Annotated in this window: 19 protein-coding genes; 16 read left to right on the top strand and 3 right to left on the bottom strand. The window is 37.5% G+C overall.

Going from position 1 to position 18,023, the window contains the following annotated elements; translation table 11 throughout:
- Positions 1 to 10 precede the first annotated feature (10 nt).
- The 6 genes from BGO84_RS11740 to BGO84_RS11765 all read left to right on the top strand — a co-directional run bounded on the left by BGO84_RS11740 (position 11) and on the right by BGO84_RS11765 (position 6,644).
- Positions 11 to 994: a substrate-binding domain-containing protein gene (locus tag BGO84_RS11740; protein WP_291029393.1), complete on the top strand. Its 984-nt coding sequence runs from the start codon at positions 11 to 13 to the stop codon at positions 992 to 994.
- A 55-nt stretch (positions 995 to 1,049) separates the two neighbouring features.
- Entirely contained in the window at positions 1,050 to 2,702 is a 1,653-nt protein-coding gene (locus BGO84_RS11745) for a tetratricopeptide repeat protein (RefSeq protein WP_283686242.1), read from the top strand.
- 218 nt (positions 2,703 to 2,920) lie between these two features.
- Positions 2,921 to 4,189, top strand: coding sequence for a methionine adenosyltransferase (metK, locus tag BGO84_RS11750; protein WP_291029395.1), 1,269 nt, complete (start codon positions 2,921 to 2,923; stop codon positions 4,187 to 4,189).
- 99 nt (positions 4,190 to 4,288) lie between these two features.
- Positions 4,289 to 5,128 (top strand): DUF4271 domain-containing protein, encoded by an 840-nt coding sequence (locus tag BGO84_RS11755; protein ID WP_291029397.1) that lies wholly within the window; start codon positions 4,289 to 4,291, stop codon positions 5,126 to 5,128.
- On the top strand, positions 5,125 to 5,883 hold the full coding sequence (locus BGO84_RS11760) for a uroporphyrinogen-III synthase (RefSeq protein WP_135103772.1): 759 nt from the start codon (positions 5,125 to 5,127) through the stop codon (positions 5,881 to 5,883). Before BGO84_RS11755 ends, BGO84_RS11760 begins: the two co-directional genes overlap by 4 nt.
- A 62-nt stretch (positions 5,884 to 5,945) precedes the next feature.
- Positions 5,946 to 6,644, top strand: a complete 699-nt coding sequence (locus BGO84_RS11765; RefSeq protein WP_291029399.1) for a M48 family metallopeptidase — start codon at positions 5,946 to 5,948, stop codon at positions 6,642 to 6,644.
- Between the two features lies 1 nt (position 6,645).
- On the opposite strand, the gene BGO84_RS11770 is transcribed toward BGO84_RS11765, so the two are convergent.
- Entirely contained in the window at positions 6,646 to 7,128 is a 483-nt protein-coding gene (locus tag BGO84_RS11770; protein ID WP_291029401.1) for a cytidine deaminase, read from the bottom strand.
- Positions 7,129 to 7,163: 35 nt separating this feature from the next.
- Between BGO84_RS11770 and BGO84_RS11775 the strand changes: the two genes are divergently transcribed.
- From BGO84_RS11775 to trmD, 5 genes are all read left to right on the top strand, one after another.
- Entirely contained in the window at positions 7,164 to 8,102 is a 939-nt protein-coding gene (locus BGO84_RS11775) for a glucosaminidase domain-containing protein (protein ID WP_252637672.1), read from the top strand.
- Positions 8,103 to 8,254: 152 nt separating this feature from the next.
- Positions 8,255 to 9,535: a DUF4468 domain-containing protein gene (locus tag BGO84_RS11780; protein WP_291029403.1), complete on the top strand. Its 1,281-nt coding sequence runs from the start codon at positions 8,255 to 8,257 to the stop codon at positions 9,533 to 9,535.
- A gap of 6 nt (positions 9,536 to 9,541) precedes the next feature.
- Positions 9,542 to 10,306 carry an SDR family oxidoreductase gene (locus BGO84_RS11785; protein ID WP_283686248.1) on the top strand — a complete coding sequence of 255 codons (765 nt, stop codon included), beginning with the start codon at positions 9,542 to 9,544 and terminating at the stop codon, positions 10,304 to 10,306.
- A gap of 234 nt (positions 10,307 to 10,540) precedes the next feature.
- Positions 10,541 to 11,452, top strand: a complete 912-nt coding sequence (locus tag BGO84_RS11790) for a DMT family transporter (RefSeq protein WP_291029405.1) — start codon at positions 10,541 to 10,543, stop codon at positions 11,450 to 11,452.
- Positions 11,453 to 11,876: 424 nt separating this feature from the next.
- Positions 11,877 to 12,560 (top strand): tRNA (guanosine(37)-N1)-methyltransferase TrmD, encoded by a 684-nt coding sequence (trmD, locus tag BGO84_RS11795; protein WP_291029407.1) that lies wholly within the window; start codon positions 11,877 to 11,879, stop codon positions 12,558 to 12,560.
- Here the strand turns inward: trmD and BGO84_RS11800 are convergent.
- Positions 12,557 to 13,375 carry a hypothetical protein gene (locus BGO84_RS11800; protein ID WP_291029409.1) on the bottom strand — a complete coding sequence of 273 codons (819 nt, stop codon included), beginning with the start codon at positions 13,373 to 13,375 and terminating at the stop codon, positions 12,557 to 12,559. The genes trmD and BGO84_RS11800 overlap by 4 nt on opposite strands.
- On the bottom strand, positions 13,372 to 13,965 hold the full coding sequence (locus BGO84_RS11805; RefSeq protein ID WP_291029411.1) for a sigma-70 family RNA polymerase sigma factor: 594 nt from the start codon (positions 13,963 to 13,965) through the stop codon (positions 13,372 to 13,374). The genes BGO84_RS11800 and BGO84_RS11805 overlap by 4 nt, the downstream gene beginning before the upstream one ends.
- Before the next feature lie 170 nt (positions 13,966 to 14,135).
- On the opposite strand from BGO84_RS11805, the gene BGO84_RS11810 reads away from it, so the two are divergent.
- The 5 genes from BGO84_RS11810 to BGO84_RS11830 all read left to right on the top strand — a co-directional run bounded on the left by BGO84_RS11810 (position 14,136) and on the right by BGO84_RS11830 (position 18,015).
- Positions 14,136 to 14,333: a winged helix-turn-helix domain-containing protein gene (locus BGO84_RS11810; protein WP_006842379.1), complete on the top strand. Its 198-nt coding sequence runs from the start codon at positions 14,136 to 14,138 to the stop codon at positions 14,331 to 14,333.
- Positions 14,334 to 14,493: 160 nt separating this feature from the next.
- Entirely contained in the window at positions 14,494 to 14,790 is a 297-nt protein-coding gene (locus BGO84_RS11815; protein WP_135103781.1) for a hypothetical protein, read from the top strand.
- Between the two features lie 15 nt (positions 14,791 to 14,805).
- Complete coding sequence (locus tag BGO84_RS11820; protein ID WP_006842381.1) at positions 14,806 to 15,111, top strand: cell division protein ZapA; 306 nt, start codon at positions 14,806 to 14,808, stop codon at positions 15,109 to 15,111.
- A 114-nt stretch (positions 15,112 to 15,225) separates the two neighbouring features.
- On the top strand, positions 15,226 to 16,755 hold the full coding sequence (gene rny, locus BGO84_RS11825) for a ribonuclease Y (RefSeq protein ID WP_006842382.1): 1,530 nt from the start codon (positions 15,226 to 15,228) through the stop codon (positions 16,753 to 16,755).
- 252 nt (positions 16,756 to 17,007) lie between these two features.
- Positions 17,008 to 18,015: a 2-hydroxyacid dehydrogenase gene (locus BGO84_RS11830; protein WP_135103782.1), complete on the top strand. Its 1,008-nt coding sequence runs from the start codon at positions 17,008 to 17,010 to the stop codon at positions 18,013 to 18,015.
- Positions 18,016 to 18,023 lie beyond the last annotated feature (8 nt).

An 18,023-nucleotide genomic window follows, 5' to 3' on the forward strand; every position in this document is an offset into this window, starting at 1 on the left:
GTTTTTTGTTATGAAAAATCTTAGTCTTATTGTATGTATTTTTGCTTTTATCTTTCTCTTTTCTTGTAGCGACCAGAGAAAGATAACACGAACAGATACGCCCACAAGTGGTATAGCTGAGATAGCTGTTGATGAATGCTTTGCTCCTGTAATACAAGAACAGGTTGATGTTTTTGGAGCTTTAAATCACGAAGCTCTGGTTATTCCCATATTTACCAGTGAAAATGAAGCATTTAATTTATTTATGAAAGATAGCTTGCGTGTAATAATTGCTACACGACAACTTACTGTCAACGAAACACAAATTATAAAAGAACGCAAACAAGCACTACGTACACAGCGGCTTGCTATTGATGGTATTGCCCTTATTGTAAACAAAGAAAATATGGACACTTTGATTACAGTGTCTGATATTAAAAAAATAATGACAGGTAAGATTAAGGATTGGAAGGAGATAAATCCGAAATCTAAACTGGGTGAAATATCGGTCGTATTCGATAGCCCTAATTCCAGTACTGTCAGATTTATAAAAGATTCGATCTGTGGAGGCGAGCCTCTCAGTCAGAATGTGAAAGCGAGATCGGCAGACAGCGTTAAAAATGTCAACCTGCAAGAACGTACACCCAATCAGCAAGTGATAGATTATGTTGCTGCTGTCCCTAATGCGATAGGTGTTATCGGTGTCAACTGGATTAGCAATCCATCCGATCCTAAAAATTTAAGCTTTATTAATAGTATAAATGTTATGTCGGTAAGCTCAGAAGATAAAGCCACTGAGGAAAACAGTTTTAAACCATTTGCCGCATATTTAGTCTTAAAAAAATACCCGCTAACGAGAGATATTTTTATTATAATCTCAGATGTCAAAGGTGGATTACCTTCAGGTTTTGTTACCTTTGCTGCAGGAGAGAAAGGACAACGTATTATACTCAAGGCCGGGCTTTATCCCGCAAATGTACCTACCAGACTGGTAAGAGCAAACCCAACATTTTAGGATAGGCCTGATATCTGTCACATATAAATAAATATTAATAAAAATAGTATAGAAGATGAAAATGAAGTATTTAGTGAGCGCATTTTTGAGCTTAGCGATAAGCTTGTCGGCATTTGCGCAAAATAGCCCGGGAGCAGATTATCTGAGCCTTGGTGAAACCAAACTAGCGAAAGAATATTTTACTAAAAACGTAGGGCAGAATCCTGAAGAATCTCATTATTATCTGGGAGAAATTGCAATTCTGGAAAATAACTTGACTGAAGCTAAGTCTCAGTTTGAGCAAAGTGCGGCAGCAACTACTGAACTAGGTCTTGGTGCTGTAGGATTGGCTAAATTGCAATTAAAGTCAAATCCTAAGGTTGCAGAAGATCAATTAAAAGAAGTTCAAAAAAAGAATAAAAAGAATGTAACTGTTCTTTTAGCAATAGCAAAAGCATATTTTGATAATGGCATGAAAGACAAAGCCACTTTGATGATTGCTGAAGCTAAGAAGGCAGATAAGAAATCACCATATTCATACATTCTCGAAGGAGATATGTTAGCTAAAGAAAACAATCCGGGCGGAGCAGCAGGTCAGTACGATCAGGCTATCAACTTTGATCCTAACTGTGTATTGGCTTATATGAAAGGTGCTAAGGTATATGAATATATTAATCGTAATACAGCAGCCGATTTGTTGAAAAAAGCGATAGAAATCAAACCTGAATATAAGATTGCTTACAAAGATCTTGCTGACTTGTATTACAGAGACGGTTTTTATCCGGATGCTATTGCTGCATACAAAGAATTCTTCAAGGGGGGCGATTACACCGTAGATGATATTACTCGTTATGCTGCATCAGAGTACTTTACACAAGGATATTCAGGTGCAAAGAATCTGATTAATGAAGGTCTGAAACGCGAACCAAACAGCTTCGTGTTGAATCGTTTGTTGATGTATATCGAAAATGAAACAAAAAACTATCAGGACGGTTTAGCTGCAGGAGACAAGTTCTTCAGTATACCTAGATCAGAGGTTGATACAGTGAAATATCTGGTTTCAGACTATATGGCTTATGGAAATATACTATCTGAAACAGGCAATAAAGCGAAGGCTATAGAGCAATATCAGAAAGCTATAAAATTAGATCCGAGCAAAGTAAGTTTGTTTAAAGAGATCGCTACAGCTTCTGCCAGAGATCAGATGTACGCTGAAGCAGCTAATTATTACAAAGAATACATCCAGATGCTTGGAGAAAGAGCAGAAGCAACTGATTATTATCAATTAGGTAGCTACTATCTATCTGCAGCATCTAAAGTTGAATCTGATAAATCGTTAACTCCGGAGCAAGTAAAAGAACAATCTATTGCGCTATACAAACAAGCAGATGCAGCTTTTGCTGTAGTTGCAGAACGTAAGCCGGATAGTTATTTAGGATTCTATCAGAGAGCACGTACAAACTATCAGATGGACCCGGACTCGGAGCAAGGGTTGGCAAAACCATTCTATGAAGAAACAATTAAAGTTCTGTTGGCAGATCCGGAACCAAGTAGCAAAATATTGATAGAAGCATATAGCTATTTGAGCTACTATTATTATTTACAGTTCGAGAAAAGCAAAAAGGCTGATGATAAAGCAAATGTAAAACTATATGCAGAAAAGGTTCTTGAACTAGATCCTGAAAATGCAAATGGTAAAGCTTTATTTGAATTTGCTAATGGCAAGTAAATAAATAGATATAAAATATGAGAAACAGCCTGTATCAATTTTGATGCAGGCTGTTTTTTTATATAGAATAATTTTAAATTGAGAAAAAGATGTATCTTTGCACTCAATTAAGTGGATAGATTTGTATTGATTGCAACCACATGAAAAAATGCTAAACCATTTTCTGCACTGCATTATAATACATATCTTCCTGTTTTTATTACAATAAAACAATATTTATGAGTTATTTATTTACATCTGAATCTGTATCAGAAGGTCACCCTGATAAAGTGGCAGATCAGATATCAGACTCCTTATTGGACGAATTCTTGGCCTATGATGCTGATTCGAAGGTCGCATGCGAAACATTGGTAACTACCGGACAGGTGGTTTTGGCAGGAGAAGTAAAATCAAAAGCATATATCGATATTCCCGAAACGGCACGTAAAGTGATTGAGCGTATAGGGTATACTAAAAGTGAATACCAGTTTGAGGCTCAATCTTGCGGGGTGCTGTCTGCCATACATGAGCAATCCGATGATATCAACAGAGGTGTTGATGGCAAATCTGATCCAATGGATCAGGGAGCGGGAGATCAGGGTATGATGTTTGGCTACGCAACAAACGAAACAGACAATTATATGCCATTAGCACTAGACTTGTCTCATGCATTGTTGAGAGAATTAGCCGTTATACGCAAAAATGAATTGCATTTGATGCCATACCTTCGTCCTGATGCCAAATCGCAGGTAACGATCGAGTATGATGACAACGGCACGCCTTTGAGAATAGATACAATCGTTATTTCTACTCAGCATGATGATTTTGCTGACGACGAGGCAATGCAAGCTAAAATAAAAGAAGATGTGATCAATATCCTTATACCTCGTGTGAAGGAGAAGTATAAGTTCAGAGATGATATTACGAAGCTCTTTACAACGGATATTATTTATCATGTAAACCCTACCGGACGTTTTGTTATAGGAGGGCCTCATGGAGATACCGGCCTGACAGGACGTAAAATCATAGTTGATACTTACGGAGGTAAGGGTGCGCATGGCGGTGGTGCTTTTTCGGGTAAAGATCCTTCAAAAGTAGACCGTTCGGCTGCTTATGCGGCACGTCATATTGCAAAAAACCTTGTTGCTGCCGGTGTGTCTTCCGAAATACTTGTTCAGGTATCGTATGCGATCGGTGTTGCCAAACCTATGAATATTTATGTAAATACATATGGCAAGGGCACAGTAAATCTTTCGGATGGAGAGATAGCGGTTAAGGTAGAGGAGCTGTTCGACATGCGACCAAAAGCAATCGAGCAACGCCTGAAATTACGCAATCCTATCTATGCTGAGACTGCTGCTTATGGGCATATGGGTCGTGAGCCGGAAACCGTAACTAAACATTTTCAATCACGCTACAATCCTCAGGGAATAACTCGCGAAGTAGAGTTGTTTACATGGGAGAAGCTAGACTATGTAGATGTGATAAAGAAAGAGTTTAATCTGTAATATAATAATATAGCACATACTTGTTCTGCAATAGAGCAAGTATGTGCTTTCAACTATATAAGAGCTTTGATTAACGATACAGTACCATACATAGGTGTAATGAAAGATAGTGTCTTGTTGCAGGATACTATCTATATTCATCGTTTTTCATTAAATCCAGTAGAAGGTGAGATTGTGAATATGACTAACAAACAATTATATTCTGCTCATCAAGATAGCATTGGAGATGTTGTAAGATATTCCGGCGATCTTCTGCCTTTCAATCTGGAACAAGTAGATGGGATTTTCTGCCTGTTGCTTTTATGCTTATTTCTTTTTACATATATATATAGTGGCGGGTTATCTTTCTTGAAAGAGAGTATCTCCTTCCTGTTTACTCCTGTAAAGGCCTCAAGAATACATAGTCAGACTACATCGAGGGAAATGATATATAGCTATTTCCTTATTTTTCAATCTGCTGTTTTATCTGCAATATGTATTTATGATGTTTTTGTAGAGTATGAATCTTCTGTGCAAAGCAATAGTAAAGCTTTTCTGACTATTGTCACATTTATCGTTGCCATAGCTTTGTTTTTTGGAATCAAAGATTTTATTTACAAACTGATAGGTTATATCTTTAATCAGAAGAAAGCAATGAATTCGTGGCGAAGAATGCATATGGTGTCTATCGAGGTGCTGGGTATACTATATTTTCTGCCTACGTTGCTCTTGATTTATTCTAATTTTTATCATACTGAGATATTAATACTTATATTAATACTCTTCTTAATTGTTCAAATAACACTTTTTTATCAAATAATAGTCTTTTTTATTGGTCAAAAATTTAACTTTTTGTATTTGATTGCCTACCTTTGCACCTTTGAAATATTACCTTATGTGTATTTAGCGATAGGATTGATTCAATTATATAGAACCGACGTATTTAACACACTATTATGACCTTGAAAGTAAAGAAGATATTAATCTCTCAACCTGCTCCGACAACAGAGAAATCGCCTTACTTTGATATTGCCGAGAAATATCATGTGCAAATGGATTTTCGTCCGTTTATTCGTGTAGATGGCATTGATGTAAAAGAGTTTAGGCAACAGCGTATTAATATACAAGATTATACAGCAGTCGTTTTTACAGCAAGGATTGCAATAGATCATTTCTTCTCTCTGTGTGAGGAACTTAGAGTAACAATGCCCGAAACAATGAAATATTTTTGTATATCGGAAGCAGTCGCTTTGTATCTGCAAAAATATATTGTTTACAGAAAGCGCAAGATATTCTTTAGTGCAACAGGTAAGATGGATGGTCTGGCAACAGCTTTAACAAAACACAACAAAGAAAAATTTATTGTACCTGTCTCGGATGTACATACAGAAGACCTTACGGCAGTATTGGACGAGAAAAAAGTTGATTATACAAAATCAGTGATGTACAGAACTGTGAGTAATGAAATAACCGAGTCTGAGATCTTATCTTACGATATGATGATATTTTTTACTCCGGCCGGTATTGTTTCTTTATTTAAGAATATGCCTAATTTTGAACAAGGAGAGAGGGCTATCGGCTGTTTTGGTACCGCTACCGCAAAAGCTGTTCGCGATGCGGGCTTGAGGCTCGATTGTGAAGCTCCGCTTCCGGGCATGCCATCTATGACGGCTGCATTAGAAGCGTTTATAAAGGAAAATCATAAAGCCAAATAGGTTTGAAGCAAATAAAATATAAAGCTTAACTTTTGGGTTAAGCTTTTTTTATATCATTTCTGATGGTTATTGTAGATAAAGATCTGGGGGAAATAAGGCTTGTTAAGAATGCGAGAGCCAAAAGGATAATCGTTCGAAAAAAAGATGGTTATCTACAACTTACATATCCACCATCAGTAAGTATGTCCTTTGTAGAGAAGACTATTCGTGAAATGAAGCCTCGCCTGATGTCTTTAGTAGAAAAAAAGACTACCCGTATTTTATTTACTCCCGATATAGAATTTAAGACCTTTAGTTTTACCTTGAAGTTGATTACCGGAACATCGACCAAGAATTATTATATGAGTCTGAAAGAAGGCGTACTATCCATCTCATGTCCGGCTGATATAAATTACAATGATTCAACAGTTCAATCGACAATAAAAGGATTTGTAGAAAAAGCCCTTCGCTATGAGGCAAACAGGCTATTTCCTGCAAAAGTGAAATCATTTGCAGAAAGGTACGGTTTTAAATATACCGAAGTAAAGATTAATAAGAGTCGTACCCGATGGGGAAGCTGTTCATCAAAGAAGACAATAAACCTGTCGTTTTACTGTATGCTCTTACCTGAATACCTTGTGGATTTTGTAATCTTGCACGAACTATGCCATACGATAGAAATGAATCATGGAGAACGTTTTTGGCAATTGCTGGATAAAGTATCGGATGATAAAGCAAAAGAGTTGACAAAGGCTTTAAAAGACCATAAAACAATGTTATAAATTAGTCGTCTAGCGATTCCTTCCCAAATCCTACAGGAAGAAGTGCTTTGGCAGATTTTAATTCATAGATTTTACTTTCACCGTACAGTATTACTCTCATTGGGGAACTATGTCTATTCTCTGTTTCTAACAAAACTTGCCTGCAACCGCCACACGGGCTACAAGGGTTTACAGTAAAGGCTCCGTCATGACAAGCGGCAACCGCAATTGCTTCAATCGAAGCCTCCGGATATTGTGCATTTGCATAAAACATAGCAACCCGTTCGGCACATAAGCCTGAAGGGTAAGCCGCATTTTCCTGATTGTTGCCCGTAACAATTTTTCCATTGGAAAGAAGAACTGCCGCTCCTACATGAAAGCCTGAGTAGGGCGCATATGCTTTTTCTGCAACCGCTTTAGCCTCTATTATAAGTTTTTTTATACTTTCGGTAGCCTCATCAAAGGTGTAAACGAGTATCTTTGTTGTTAAATTTAAATTTTCCATTTTATTACTGTTACAAATAAAATACTTCTAAATATATGAAAAAAGCAAATAGCTCGGATATATCTCTCAAATTTATTATCCTTTCTGTACTTGTTTTTCTGTCTACTACATCTGCCTATTCTCAGGCAAAACGATACAAGATATACGAAGAGTATATTGAGACTTACAAAGGCATAGCTGTAGATCACATGAGAAAATATAAAATTCCGGCAAGTATAACGCTCGCTCAGGGGCTGTTAGAATCAGGTGCGGGTAAAAGTGCTTTGACTAAAAATTCGAATAATCACTTTGGTATTAAGTGTCACAACGATTGGACAGGAGGAAAAGTCTATCAAGCGGATGATACCCCGAATGATTGTTTCAGAAAATATAAAAGAGCTGAAGATTCATTTGAAGATCATTCGAGATTTCTAGCCGATAAACCACGATATAAAAGTCTGTTTGCTTTGGAAATTACTGATTATAGAGGATGGGCAAAAGGATTGCAGCAAGCAGGGTATGCAACTGATAAAGCTTATGCGAACAAACTGATAAAGCTAATTGAAGATTATGAACTTTACCAACACGATAAAAGAGGATTCTCCAAGGAGAAAATAAGAGAAATAGAAGAGACTCAGGTAAGAAATAAAGAATATCGTCATATTCCATATAAAACACACAATCTGGTTTATGTGATAGCAGAGGCGGGTGATACGTACGAGGGTATTGCGGGCGAATTTGATTTTAAGCCAAAAGACTTGTATAAATACAATGAAGTACCCGAAGGCTTCCCTTTGAAGGCAGGTGATTTGGTCTATTTTGAGAAGAAAAAATCGAAAGCCGATAAACCATATTATGAGCACGAAGTTCAGGTGGGAGAGTCTATGTATAGTATTTCTCAGCTGTATGGCATCAAGGTGAAAAACTTGTACAAAATGAACAAAAAAGATTTTGAATATGTCCCTACCGAAGGAGATGTCTTAAAACTAAGATAAATTTTATAATACAGTAAAAAAAAATAATAAATATAGACTAAAATGGTATTGACAGTAATCAGTCGATACCATTTTTTTTGTTTTAATATTCTATTGTCTTGTTTCTGAAATTATACTACTTTTATGGTATATAACATAATAACTCTGATAAAATGAAAAATAGTCTTCTGTTTTTTTTATGTGCAGTTTTCTCGTTGGTAGTGAGTGCACAAGACAACCCGAAATATCTAGTAGGAGCTGTCCCCGAAGTGGACGGTAAGATTGTTTTTTCGAAGAAGATACCTGTAAAGGGGCAAATCTCCGACGAACAGCTTTTTTCATTGATGGAAAAATGGGCAATAAACAACTATGATAATGCACAGACTGATGAGAAAGATTTGAATAATCGGGTTCTGCTAAGTAAGGCTGACGATAAAATGATCGCATGTTTTGGAGAGAAATATCTTGAGTTTAAGCGAAGTTCTCTTGTGCTTGATCGGGCTAAGATGATTTATCAGTTGATCTTGGAAACGAAAGATGGGGCATGCGAAGTAACGTTGAGGAATATAAAATATAGCTATTCTGATAGTAAGAAACTGCTTCCGGCAGAGGAGATGATCTCCGACAAAATAGCTCTCAACAAAAAAGGAGATAAACTAAATCGCTATTATGATAAATTCAGAATACATACTGTAGATTCTGTAAACAGCATATACAAATCTATAGACATTTATCTGAACGGTATTAATACAACAGGTGCAACCACTTCATTGCAAGCAGAGGCGAAAACATATTCAGCTCCTGCAGTACCACAGAAAGACAGTTCGGTAGAAGTGCCTTTAGCCGCTGCCGCTCAATCTATACCTAATCCTGTTCAGGTTGCGTCATCGATTCCGGTAACATCTAATAATACCCCGCAAACGATTGCCGCTGGAGGGGTTGCTGCGATGGAAGGATTCAGACAGATAACTCCCGATAAAATACCGGGCAATATTATCAAGCTGTTAGGAGATTGGACATTGATCACTTCGGGTACTGCCGATCAAATGAATGTGATGACTGCCTCGTGGGGTGGACTTGGTACATTCTGGGAAAAGCCTGTATCATTCTGTTTCCTCAATCCTTCACGCTACTCGGTACAAACAATGGATAAAGGAGAAACCTATACAATATCTTTTTACACTGAAGCGTATAAAGATGCTTTACGATATTGTGGTTCGGTAAGTGGGCGTACTACAGATAAAATAAAAGGATCGGGATTGACACCGATCAAAACACCATCAGGTGCTACAGCATTTGCTGAAGCCTGGATGATCTTTGAATGTAAGAAAATAGTAGTGCAGCCAATTACTCCGGAAGCTGTAGTTGATAAATCTTTACCTAACAAAGATTGGAGTAAAAGCGGATATCATAAAATGTATATCGGTGAAATATTGAATGTTTGGATTAAATAAACTCAAATGAAAAAAATAGCATTAATAACCGGTGCTACGTCCGGTTTGGGCAGGGCAATTGCTTTGCGGCTGGGCAAGGAAGGGTATAACCTTATTATTACCGGACGAAGAAAGGATAAATTAGAAGAACTGGATAAAGAAATAAGCATAAACTATGGTTCTGCGGTTCTCCCTCTATGCTTTGATGTAAGAAAATACGATGAGGTAGAGGCTGCTTTGGGCAACCTTCCCGAAAAATGGAAAAATATTGATGTCCTTGTCAATAATGCGGGGCTTGCTGTAGGGTTAGACCCAATTTATAAAGGCGAAGTTGACGACTGGGAAAGAATGATAGATACAAATGTCAAGGGTTTGTTGTATGTTACTCGGGTGGTTACTCCGGTTATGGTAGAACGTTGTTCGGGACATATAATCAATATAGGGTCTATTGCCGGAAAGGCAGTTTATCCGAATGGTGCTGTATATTGTGCGACTAAGTATGCAGTGAATGCATTGCATCAAGGTATGCGTATGGATCTGCTGCCTTATAATATTCGGGTGACTCAGATTTGTCCCGGAGCTGTGGAAACGGAATTCTCGTTGGTTCGCTTCAAAGGAGACAAAGGGCGTGCCGATCAGGTATATACAGGTTATGAGAATTTGGTTGCCGACGATATTGCTGAATCTGTTTATTTTGCTATATCACAACCTCCGCACGTGGATATTCAGGATATGCTGGTGATGCCTACGGCACAGGCTACAGGGAATATGTTCCATAAAAAGGAGAAGTAGGAAGAGCAGAGCATAAAAGGTGCAGTTTCTTGTTGTAAAGAAATATATAAACTTTCCGATGTGTTTTGCATGAAGAAATAAATATTGTAATTTTGCAGTACCAAAGCGTATATAATAAGTCTTGAGTTTATTGTATGCGAACGAAAATGTAAATGGAGGGGGTATCCGAAAAAGGGTATTCCTTTTTTTTGTGTTTACCTTTGAGGTATAATGATTTAGAACTTAACATAAATAATGGATCAAAGAATAAAAGGCGGATTGTTAGTGTTTATTGGAGCGGCAAGCTTCGGACTACTTTCCACTATCGTAAAATTTGCATATGCCGAAGGTTACACACTCGGCGAAATCACAGGAACGCAATCTTTCTCGGGAATGGTCATTTTATGGCTATTGTATTTTATTACCAAATCGGTAAAGAAAGGTGATAAAAAAGAAACGATTGATAATACTCAACCTAATACTAAATGGTGGAAAATAATCATTGCCGGAACCTTTACCGGGCTGGTTGGTATATTCTATTACCAATGTGTGAAACTATTGCCTGCATCGGTCGCTATTATATTGCTGATGCAGTATCTGTGGATAAGTATGCTTATAGAGGCTGTGGTTTTCAGGAAGAAACCCGGACGTAAGCAATTGCTGCTGCTTGGCATTGTTTTGATAGGGACACTGCTTGCCGGTGGAATATTCAGTCAGGAAATTATGCTCAATTTCAAAGGAGTCGTTTTCGGCTTGCTGGCGGCTACTAGTTATGCTATTTTCTTGATGACAAGCGGACGTGTAGGTAACGATCAGCCCGTACTGAAAAAGAGCGCTTTGATGATTACCGGATCATGCGTTATTACATGGATAATTTTTCCTCCATTATTCTTCTTTAATGGTGTGTATTTCGGTGGGCTTGTTTTTTGGGGGCTGGCGCTGGCTCTGTTGGGTACGGTGGTTCCTCCTCTTTTCTTTTCGATGGGTATGCCCCGTGTGGGTGTCTCGATAGGTGCAATCCTTAGTGCTGTCGAGTTGCCTGTCGCAATATCGTCTTCGGCGTTTATATTGCAAGAATCGGTAGATGCACTTCGCTGGCTTGGAGTAGCCCTCATTTTGTCGGCTATAGTGGCTACAAATATTAGAACAAAAGGAATAAGCGGTTGAGTGTAATTTAAACTACAGTATAGGAAGAAAAGTAACAATGAGAGCTTATAGTTTATATGAAAAAGATTATCTATTATAAACGCTCTTTGATTTATTGGATCGTAAAAGAGGAATTGTTGTCGCATTTGCTCTTATCTATTCTTTTTAACTACAGAGTAAAAAGAGTAATACGGAGTTTCTCGCTTCGTTCCTAAAGCATGTAAGAACGACGTATAGTATTAATTATTAGTGACTTCTTCGAAAGAAGAAAAAGTGACAAATAAAAACAACTTAAAAAGTGTCACTTTTGTCACCTTTTGTCTGTAATGTGCTGATTATTTGTGTTGTGATGTTTTGTGTATTTGTCACTTTTTTACTTATAATCCGGGCTCTTATTTATTAATTGAAAGAAAACTCTACCTTTGCAATTCATTTTACTATAAGTATGCGCATAGATATAATAAGTGTTTTGCCTGAAATGTTTACAGGTCTTTTGGATTGTTCTATTCTTAAGAGAGCTCAAGACAAAAGCTTGGTAGAGATAGTTGTTCACAATCTTCGTGATTATACAACGAACAAACACCGACGTGTGGATGATTATCCTTTTGGAGGCGAAGCAGGCATGGTAATGCAGATAGAACCTATCGATAATGCTATTTCAGCATTAAAGGAACAACGAGTGTACGATGAAGTGATCTATACATCACCCGATGGAGAAGTATTTGATCAGAAAATAGCAAACCAAATGTCGTCGTATAACAATATTATTATCCTGTGTGGGCATTACAAAGGTATCGACTATCGCGTGCGCGAACATCTGATAACTCGCGAAATATCTATAGGTGATTATGTTCTTACGGGAGGAGAATTGGCTGCTGCTGTTATGACTGATGCTATTGTACGGCTTTTACCCGGCGCAATAGGGGATGAGCAATCGGCTTTGTCCGATTCTTTTCAGGATAATTTACTGGCTCCGCCTGTTTATACACGTCCGGCAGAATATAAGGGTTGGCGCGTGCCTGATATTTTGTTGTCGGGACATCAGGCTAAGGTAGGTGAATGGCGCTTGCAGCAAGCTTTGGAGCGCACCGAACGTTTGCGTCCAGATTTGCTCGAAAAGAAAGATTAAAACATTACCCTCACCATAACACGCTCAGTACCAGTAGTCCATTTGGCTCCGTTTTGTATCAGGCGAATAGCTTCATTGTCGCAAGTTCCGCAAAGGCTTTGTTTTACTTCAAATAGATATGGGCGTCCTTGTTCGTCAACTGAGAATTCAATGGCTACTTTTCCTTTCCTGTCTTTGCACGAATCGTCGGTAGGTCGCCGCATTGCCGTTTTTAAATAGGCATTGTATCTGTTATATCCACCTATTGGTTCAGGTTTCCCTTTCTTTATAGTAAGAGAAGTATTTGCTTCGTCTTTGAAGTTCTCGGGCGCATAAACCTCTACCATGCCATCATCCTCTTGTTGGGATAATACAGTCAGAGCTTCGGTATTGATAGACTCTTCTTTGTCTAGTCTGAACTTGCTTATGTTGGGCTTATATGTTTTGGTTGCTTCGGTATTGTGTTTTGCTATTACAACTATATTCTCTACATAGTACTCTTCAGGTACGTATATGTTGATAATAGAGCTCATGCCTTTATCTTGTGCCTGTAGGTCGTTAGACTCATGGTATCCGATAATCATATATCCGGCTATAGCAAAAATCACAACAGCAGCTGCCGCTACACTTTGCCATATAGGATGATGTTTCTTGATTGTTTTTGTTTTGGCATTCAGGCGTTCGTGTATATTGTTGATACTTGCCAAGTGATCATCGTCGATACTGTCGAAACCTTCTATAGCCTCATACATAAACGGATCTTTCATCGAATCTTTTTCGATCCGATGAGCATCAACGCCTTTCCTTTGTCCTTTTATGTAATCTAAAAAATTCATTCTTTCAGGTTTTTCTCAATGCAGATTTTTAAATTCCTTTTTCCGTTTTGGATATAACTTTTTACACTCTTCAGATGAAATCCTGTTTCATTTACAATCTCAGCATAGGATTTGTCTTCGTAGAAGAACTTCTCCACCGATATGCGCTGAGGCTCGGGAAGCTGTTCCAAGCATTTGTTCAACGCATCTTCTTTGTCTTCATTCGCATTCTCGCTTAATAGATCCAAAATAGGTTCAGATTCCATAAGTTGAGAGTCGAAATTTACTATAATTTCTCTTTTATTTTCTTTTAAAATGTGAAAACAGTGATTTTTAACAACACTATACAGCCAGTTCTTGAAAATCTTTATTTCATAGCCTTGTATTTTCTGAGAGAGGTTCTCAAATATATCTATTACAGCGTCTTGCGATTGTTCGGTGTTTTGCAGATACTTCAGGCACAACCCATAGATGAGAGGTATGTAGCGTTCGTAAAGCTGTTGGAAATATTCAGCTTTACTCGTATCTTTAAACAGTGACAAAAGTTCTTCGTCACTATACTCCTTTCTCTTATGCAGACTAAAAAAACGCAAGGCAATTATTTTTATCACAAAACTACAAGAATTTGGTTAAAATCCAAATAAATGATCCCTTTAACTACTTTGTCATAATATTATCTATTTGCTAATAAATGTAATATTAAATTGTTGGGGTAGTTAATTTTATGTATTTTTGTAAGTGATAATTAATGATGAGTTTAATTTTTTAACTTACACCCATTATGAAAGAAAAAATTGGAACAAATGCAGGAATCATTTGGACTTATCTTGATGCGGAAGGTAGTAAATCTTTAAAGGAAATCAAGAAAGCCTGCAAACTTACAGAAAAAGACATGTATGCAGCTCTTGGCTGGCTAGCCAGAGAAGGAAAAATTGCGTTTAACGAATTAAAGGACGACTTACAAGTCGTTTTGCTTTGAAAGACCTAAACAAGCTTACAAAAGAGGGGTGCTTATTACATATAGTAAGTGCCCCTCTTTGTTTTTTTTCGGTATAATGTATTTTTCAATAATTAAGGAGCGTAATAATTTTGTTAATTCGTTGGTATTATCTATTTTTGTGTAGCATTTTGGCTATTATATGACTGAAAATGATGAAAAACTTCTTGCCGAGTTTGAGATAAGAATGAGGCAGTTAATGTATCTCTGTGATATGCTTAAAGAGGAAAATGCACAGATGAAGCAGGAATTGAAGCAAAAAGAAACAGCGATAGAAGCATTATCATTAAAGTTGGATGCGTTAAATGCTAAATATGACAATTTGAAGTTTGCAAAATCTTTTTCATCAGCAGACCCAGAGGAGAGGATGAATGCTAAAAAACGGTTGTCGAAATTAGTGCGAGATGTAGATAAATGTATCACCATGCTGAAAGCGTAAAAGAAAAATGATGTTATGGATGAGCATTTAATTATTAATCTACGAGTGGCTGATATGAGATACCCTCTTCGTATAAAACGTAGAGATGAGGAAGTTTATCGTAGAGCTGCAGACGAAATAGATTATAAGTTAGTACAATATAAAAATTATTTTACAGGAGTTTCTACTCAGCCGTTGAGGGATGTCGACTATATGGCAATGACATCAATTCAGGCAGTGGCAGAGAAAGTTGAACATCAACTGCGAGCCGAAACTTTCGAGCATAGAATCCAAAGTTTGACAAATGAACTGGATGAATATTTGAAAGCGCAGGTAAAGTAAAGTTTTAAATTGATGATATATAAAGCACTAATTTCAGATATGAGATAAGTTTCATATTTGGGTTGGTGTTTTTTTGTTTATTGAATATAAGTTTTTATCAAAGAAAAATAGAATATGGATATATTATTGTATGGAATTACCTTTCTTGTTGGAGCAATACTGACTTGGGTGGTTTTGAATTTTATGGCGAATTCAAAATTCAAACGTCAAGTAAAAGAGGCGGAACAAGAAGCAGAGGTGATCAAGAAAAATAAACTACTTGAAGTAAAAGAGCAGGCTTTACAGATGAAGTCTGAATTTGAAAAGCAAGTGAATAGTAGGAACTCGAAACTGCAAGCTGCTGAGGCTAAGATTAAGCAACGAGAATTAAGTTTGACCCAAAAGCAGGAAGAACTCCAACGCAAGCGTAGCGAGGTAGATACAATCAAAACTAATCTAGAGGCTCAATTAGAGGTGATAGATAAGAAAAAGCAAGATTTGGATAAGCTTCACAAGCAAGAGGTGGAAAGGCTTGAGGCATTGTCGGGATTGTCGGCAGAAGAAGTGAAAGAAAAACTGGTAGAAGCTTTGAAAGATGAGGCTCAGTCTCATGCTCAGTCTTATATCAGTGAGATAATGGAAGAGGCTAAAATGACAGCCAATAAAGAAGCGAAGAAGATTGTTATCCAATCTATTCAGCGTGTGGCAACAGAAACTGCAATTGAAAATGCCATAACAGTATTCCATATAGAATCAGACGAAATAAAAGGTCGTATAATCGGACGTGAAGGACGTAATATTCGTGCATTAGAGGCTGCTACAGGGATTGAAATCGTAGTTGATGATACTCCCGAAGCAATTGTTCTTTCAGGATTTGATCCTGTGAGACGTGAGGTTGCGCGTTTGGCTTTGCATCAGTTGGTTGCAGACGGACGTATTCACCCGGCACGTATCGAGGAGGTTGTAGCCAAAGTGAGAAAGCAAATCGAAGAGGAAATAATAGAAACAGGAAAGCGTACGACTATTGACTTAGGTATACACGGTTTGCACCCAGAGTTGATACGCTTAGTTGGTAAGATGAAGTATCGTTCATCTTATGGACAGAACCTGTTGCAGCATGCTCGTGAAACTGCTAATCTTTGTGCGATTATGGCATCCGAACTAGGATTGAATGTGAAAAAAGCAAAAAGAGCCGGATTGTTACACGATATAGGTAAAGTTCCAGATGATGAACCGGAACTTCCACACGCTTTGCTTGGTATGAAGCTGGCTGAAAAATATAAAGAAAAAGCCGACGTTTGTAACGCGATAGGATCTCACCACGATGAAGTGGAAATGACAAGCTTATTGGCACCTATCGTGCAAGTTTGTGATGCTATATCCGGTGCTCGTCCGGGTGCTCGTCGTGAAATTGTTGAGGCTTATATCAAACGTTTGAATGATCTGGAGCAATTAGCTCTTTCGTATCCGGGCGTATTGAAAACTTATGCTATTCAGGCTGGTCGTGAGTTGAGAGTTATAGTTGGAGCAGATAAGATTGATGATGTGGAAACTGAAAAACTGTCTGCAGATATCGCTAAACGTATTCAGGATGAGATGACTTATCCGGGACAAGTGAAAATCACTGTCATTCGTGAAACCCGTGCAGTAAGTTATGCTAAATAATAAATTAGACTTAAGATTATAAATGAAGGGAGCTTTTTCGCTCCCTTTGTTGTTTTTATAGTGTTACGGGGTGGAGGGCTAGTTATATATACTTTCTGATTGTATAGCAGGATTGACTAATGAGTGGGGTATATGTGAAAAATATTTTAAATGTAATACTGTAAAACAAATAGCTCAATGATAGTTTTGAGGATAAAAGTTATTTTGTTTACTTTTGTGACTTAGTGTTATAAGAAATAAAAAAATAAAATCATGGCGTACAAAATCGCAGTTTTTGATGCAAAACCATATGACAGAGTTACTTTTGATAGAGTAAATGAAAAATATGGATTCGAACTAACATATCACAAAGAACATCTCGATATAAATAATGTTGTGCTGGCTAACGGTGCAGATGCTGTATGTATTTTTGTTAATGCTGTCGTTGATTCAGACGTTGTAGCAAAATTGAAATCATATGGAATTAATCTGATAGCATTACGTTGTGCCGGTTTCAATAATGTAGATATTTTGGCTGCTGAAAAGCATGGAGTAAAGGTGGTACGTGTACCCGATTATTCTCCGCATGCTATTGCTGAACATACTTTGGCTTTGATGCTTTGTCTTAACCGCAAAGTTCACCGTGCTTTTTTAAGAACACGCGACGGAAACTTTTCTCTTGTTGGGTTCGAAGGTTTTGATATGTACGGAAAGACTGTCGGAGTAATCGGTACAGGCAAGATTGGTAAGGTAGCTATAGGGTTGTTCAAAGGTTTAGGAATGAATGTGCTGGCTTATGATCTGTATCCTGATAATGCTTTTGCCGAAGCAGAAGGTATTAAATATGTTACTTTGGATGAGTTGTATGCCAATTCTGATATAATTACCTTGCATTGCCCGTTGACAAAAGAAACAGAGTATCTCATCTGCGATGAATCTATCAACAAAATGAAAGACGGCGTGATGATTGTTAATACAGGTAGAGGAAAGTTGATTCATACAAGACATCTGATTGATGGATTGTTAAGCCGAAAGATTGGCTATGCCGGATTAGATGTATATGAAGAAGAAGGAGCATACTTCTACGAAGACCACTCTGATGCTGTGATGACAGATGATGTATTGGCTCGACTTTTGTCTTTTAACAATGTGATAGTAACTTCGCATCAGGCATTCTTTACTCAGGAGGCGATGGAGAATATCGCAAATACGACAATGAATAGTATTTCTGATTTCTTTGCAGGCAAAGAACTTAAAAACCAAGTAGTTTATAAAGCGTAACTTTATAC

The sequence above is a fragment of the Dysgonomonas sp. 37-18 genome (genome assembly GCF_001899125.1).
GTDB lineage: Bacteria > Bacteroidota > Bacteroidia > Bacteroidales > Dysgonomonadaceae > Dysgonomonas.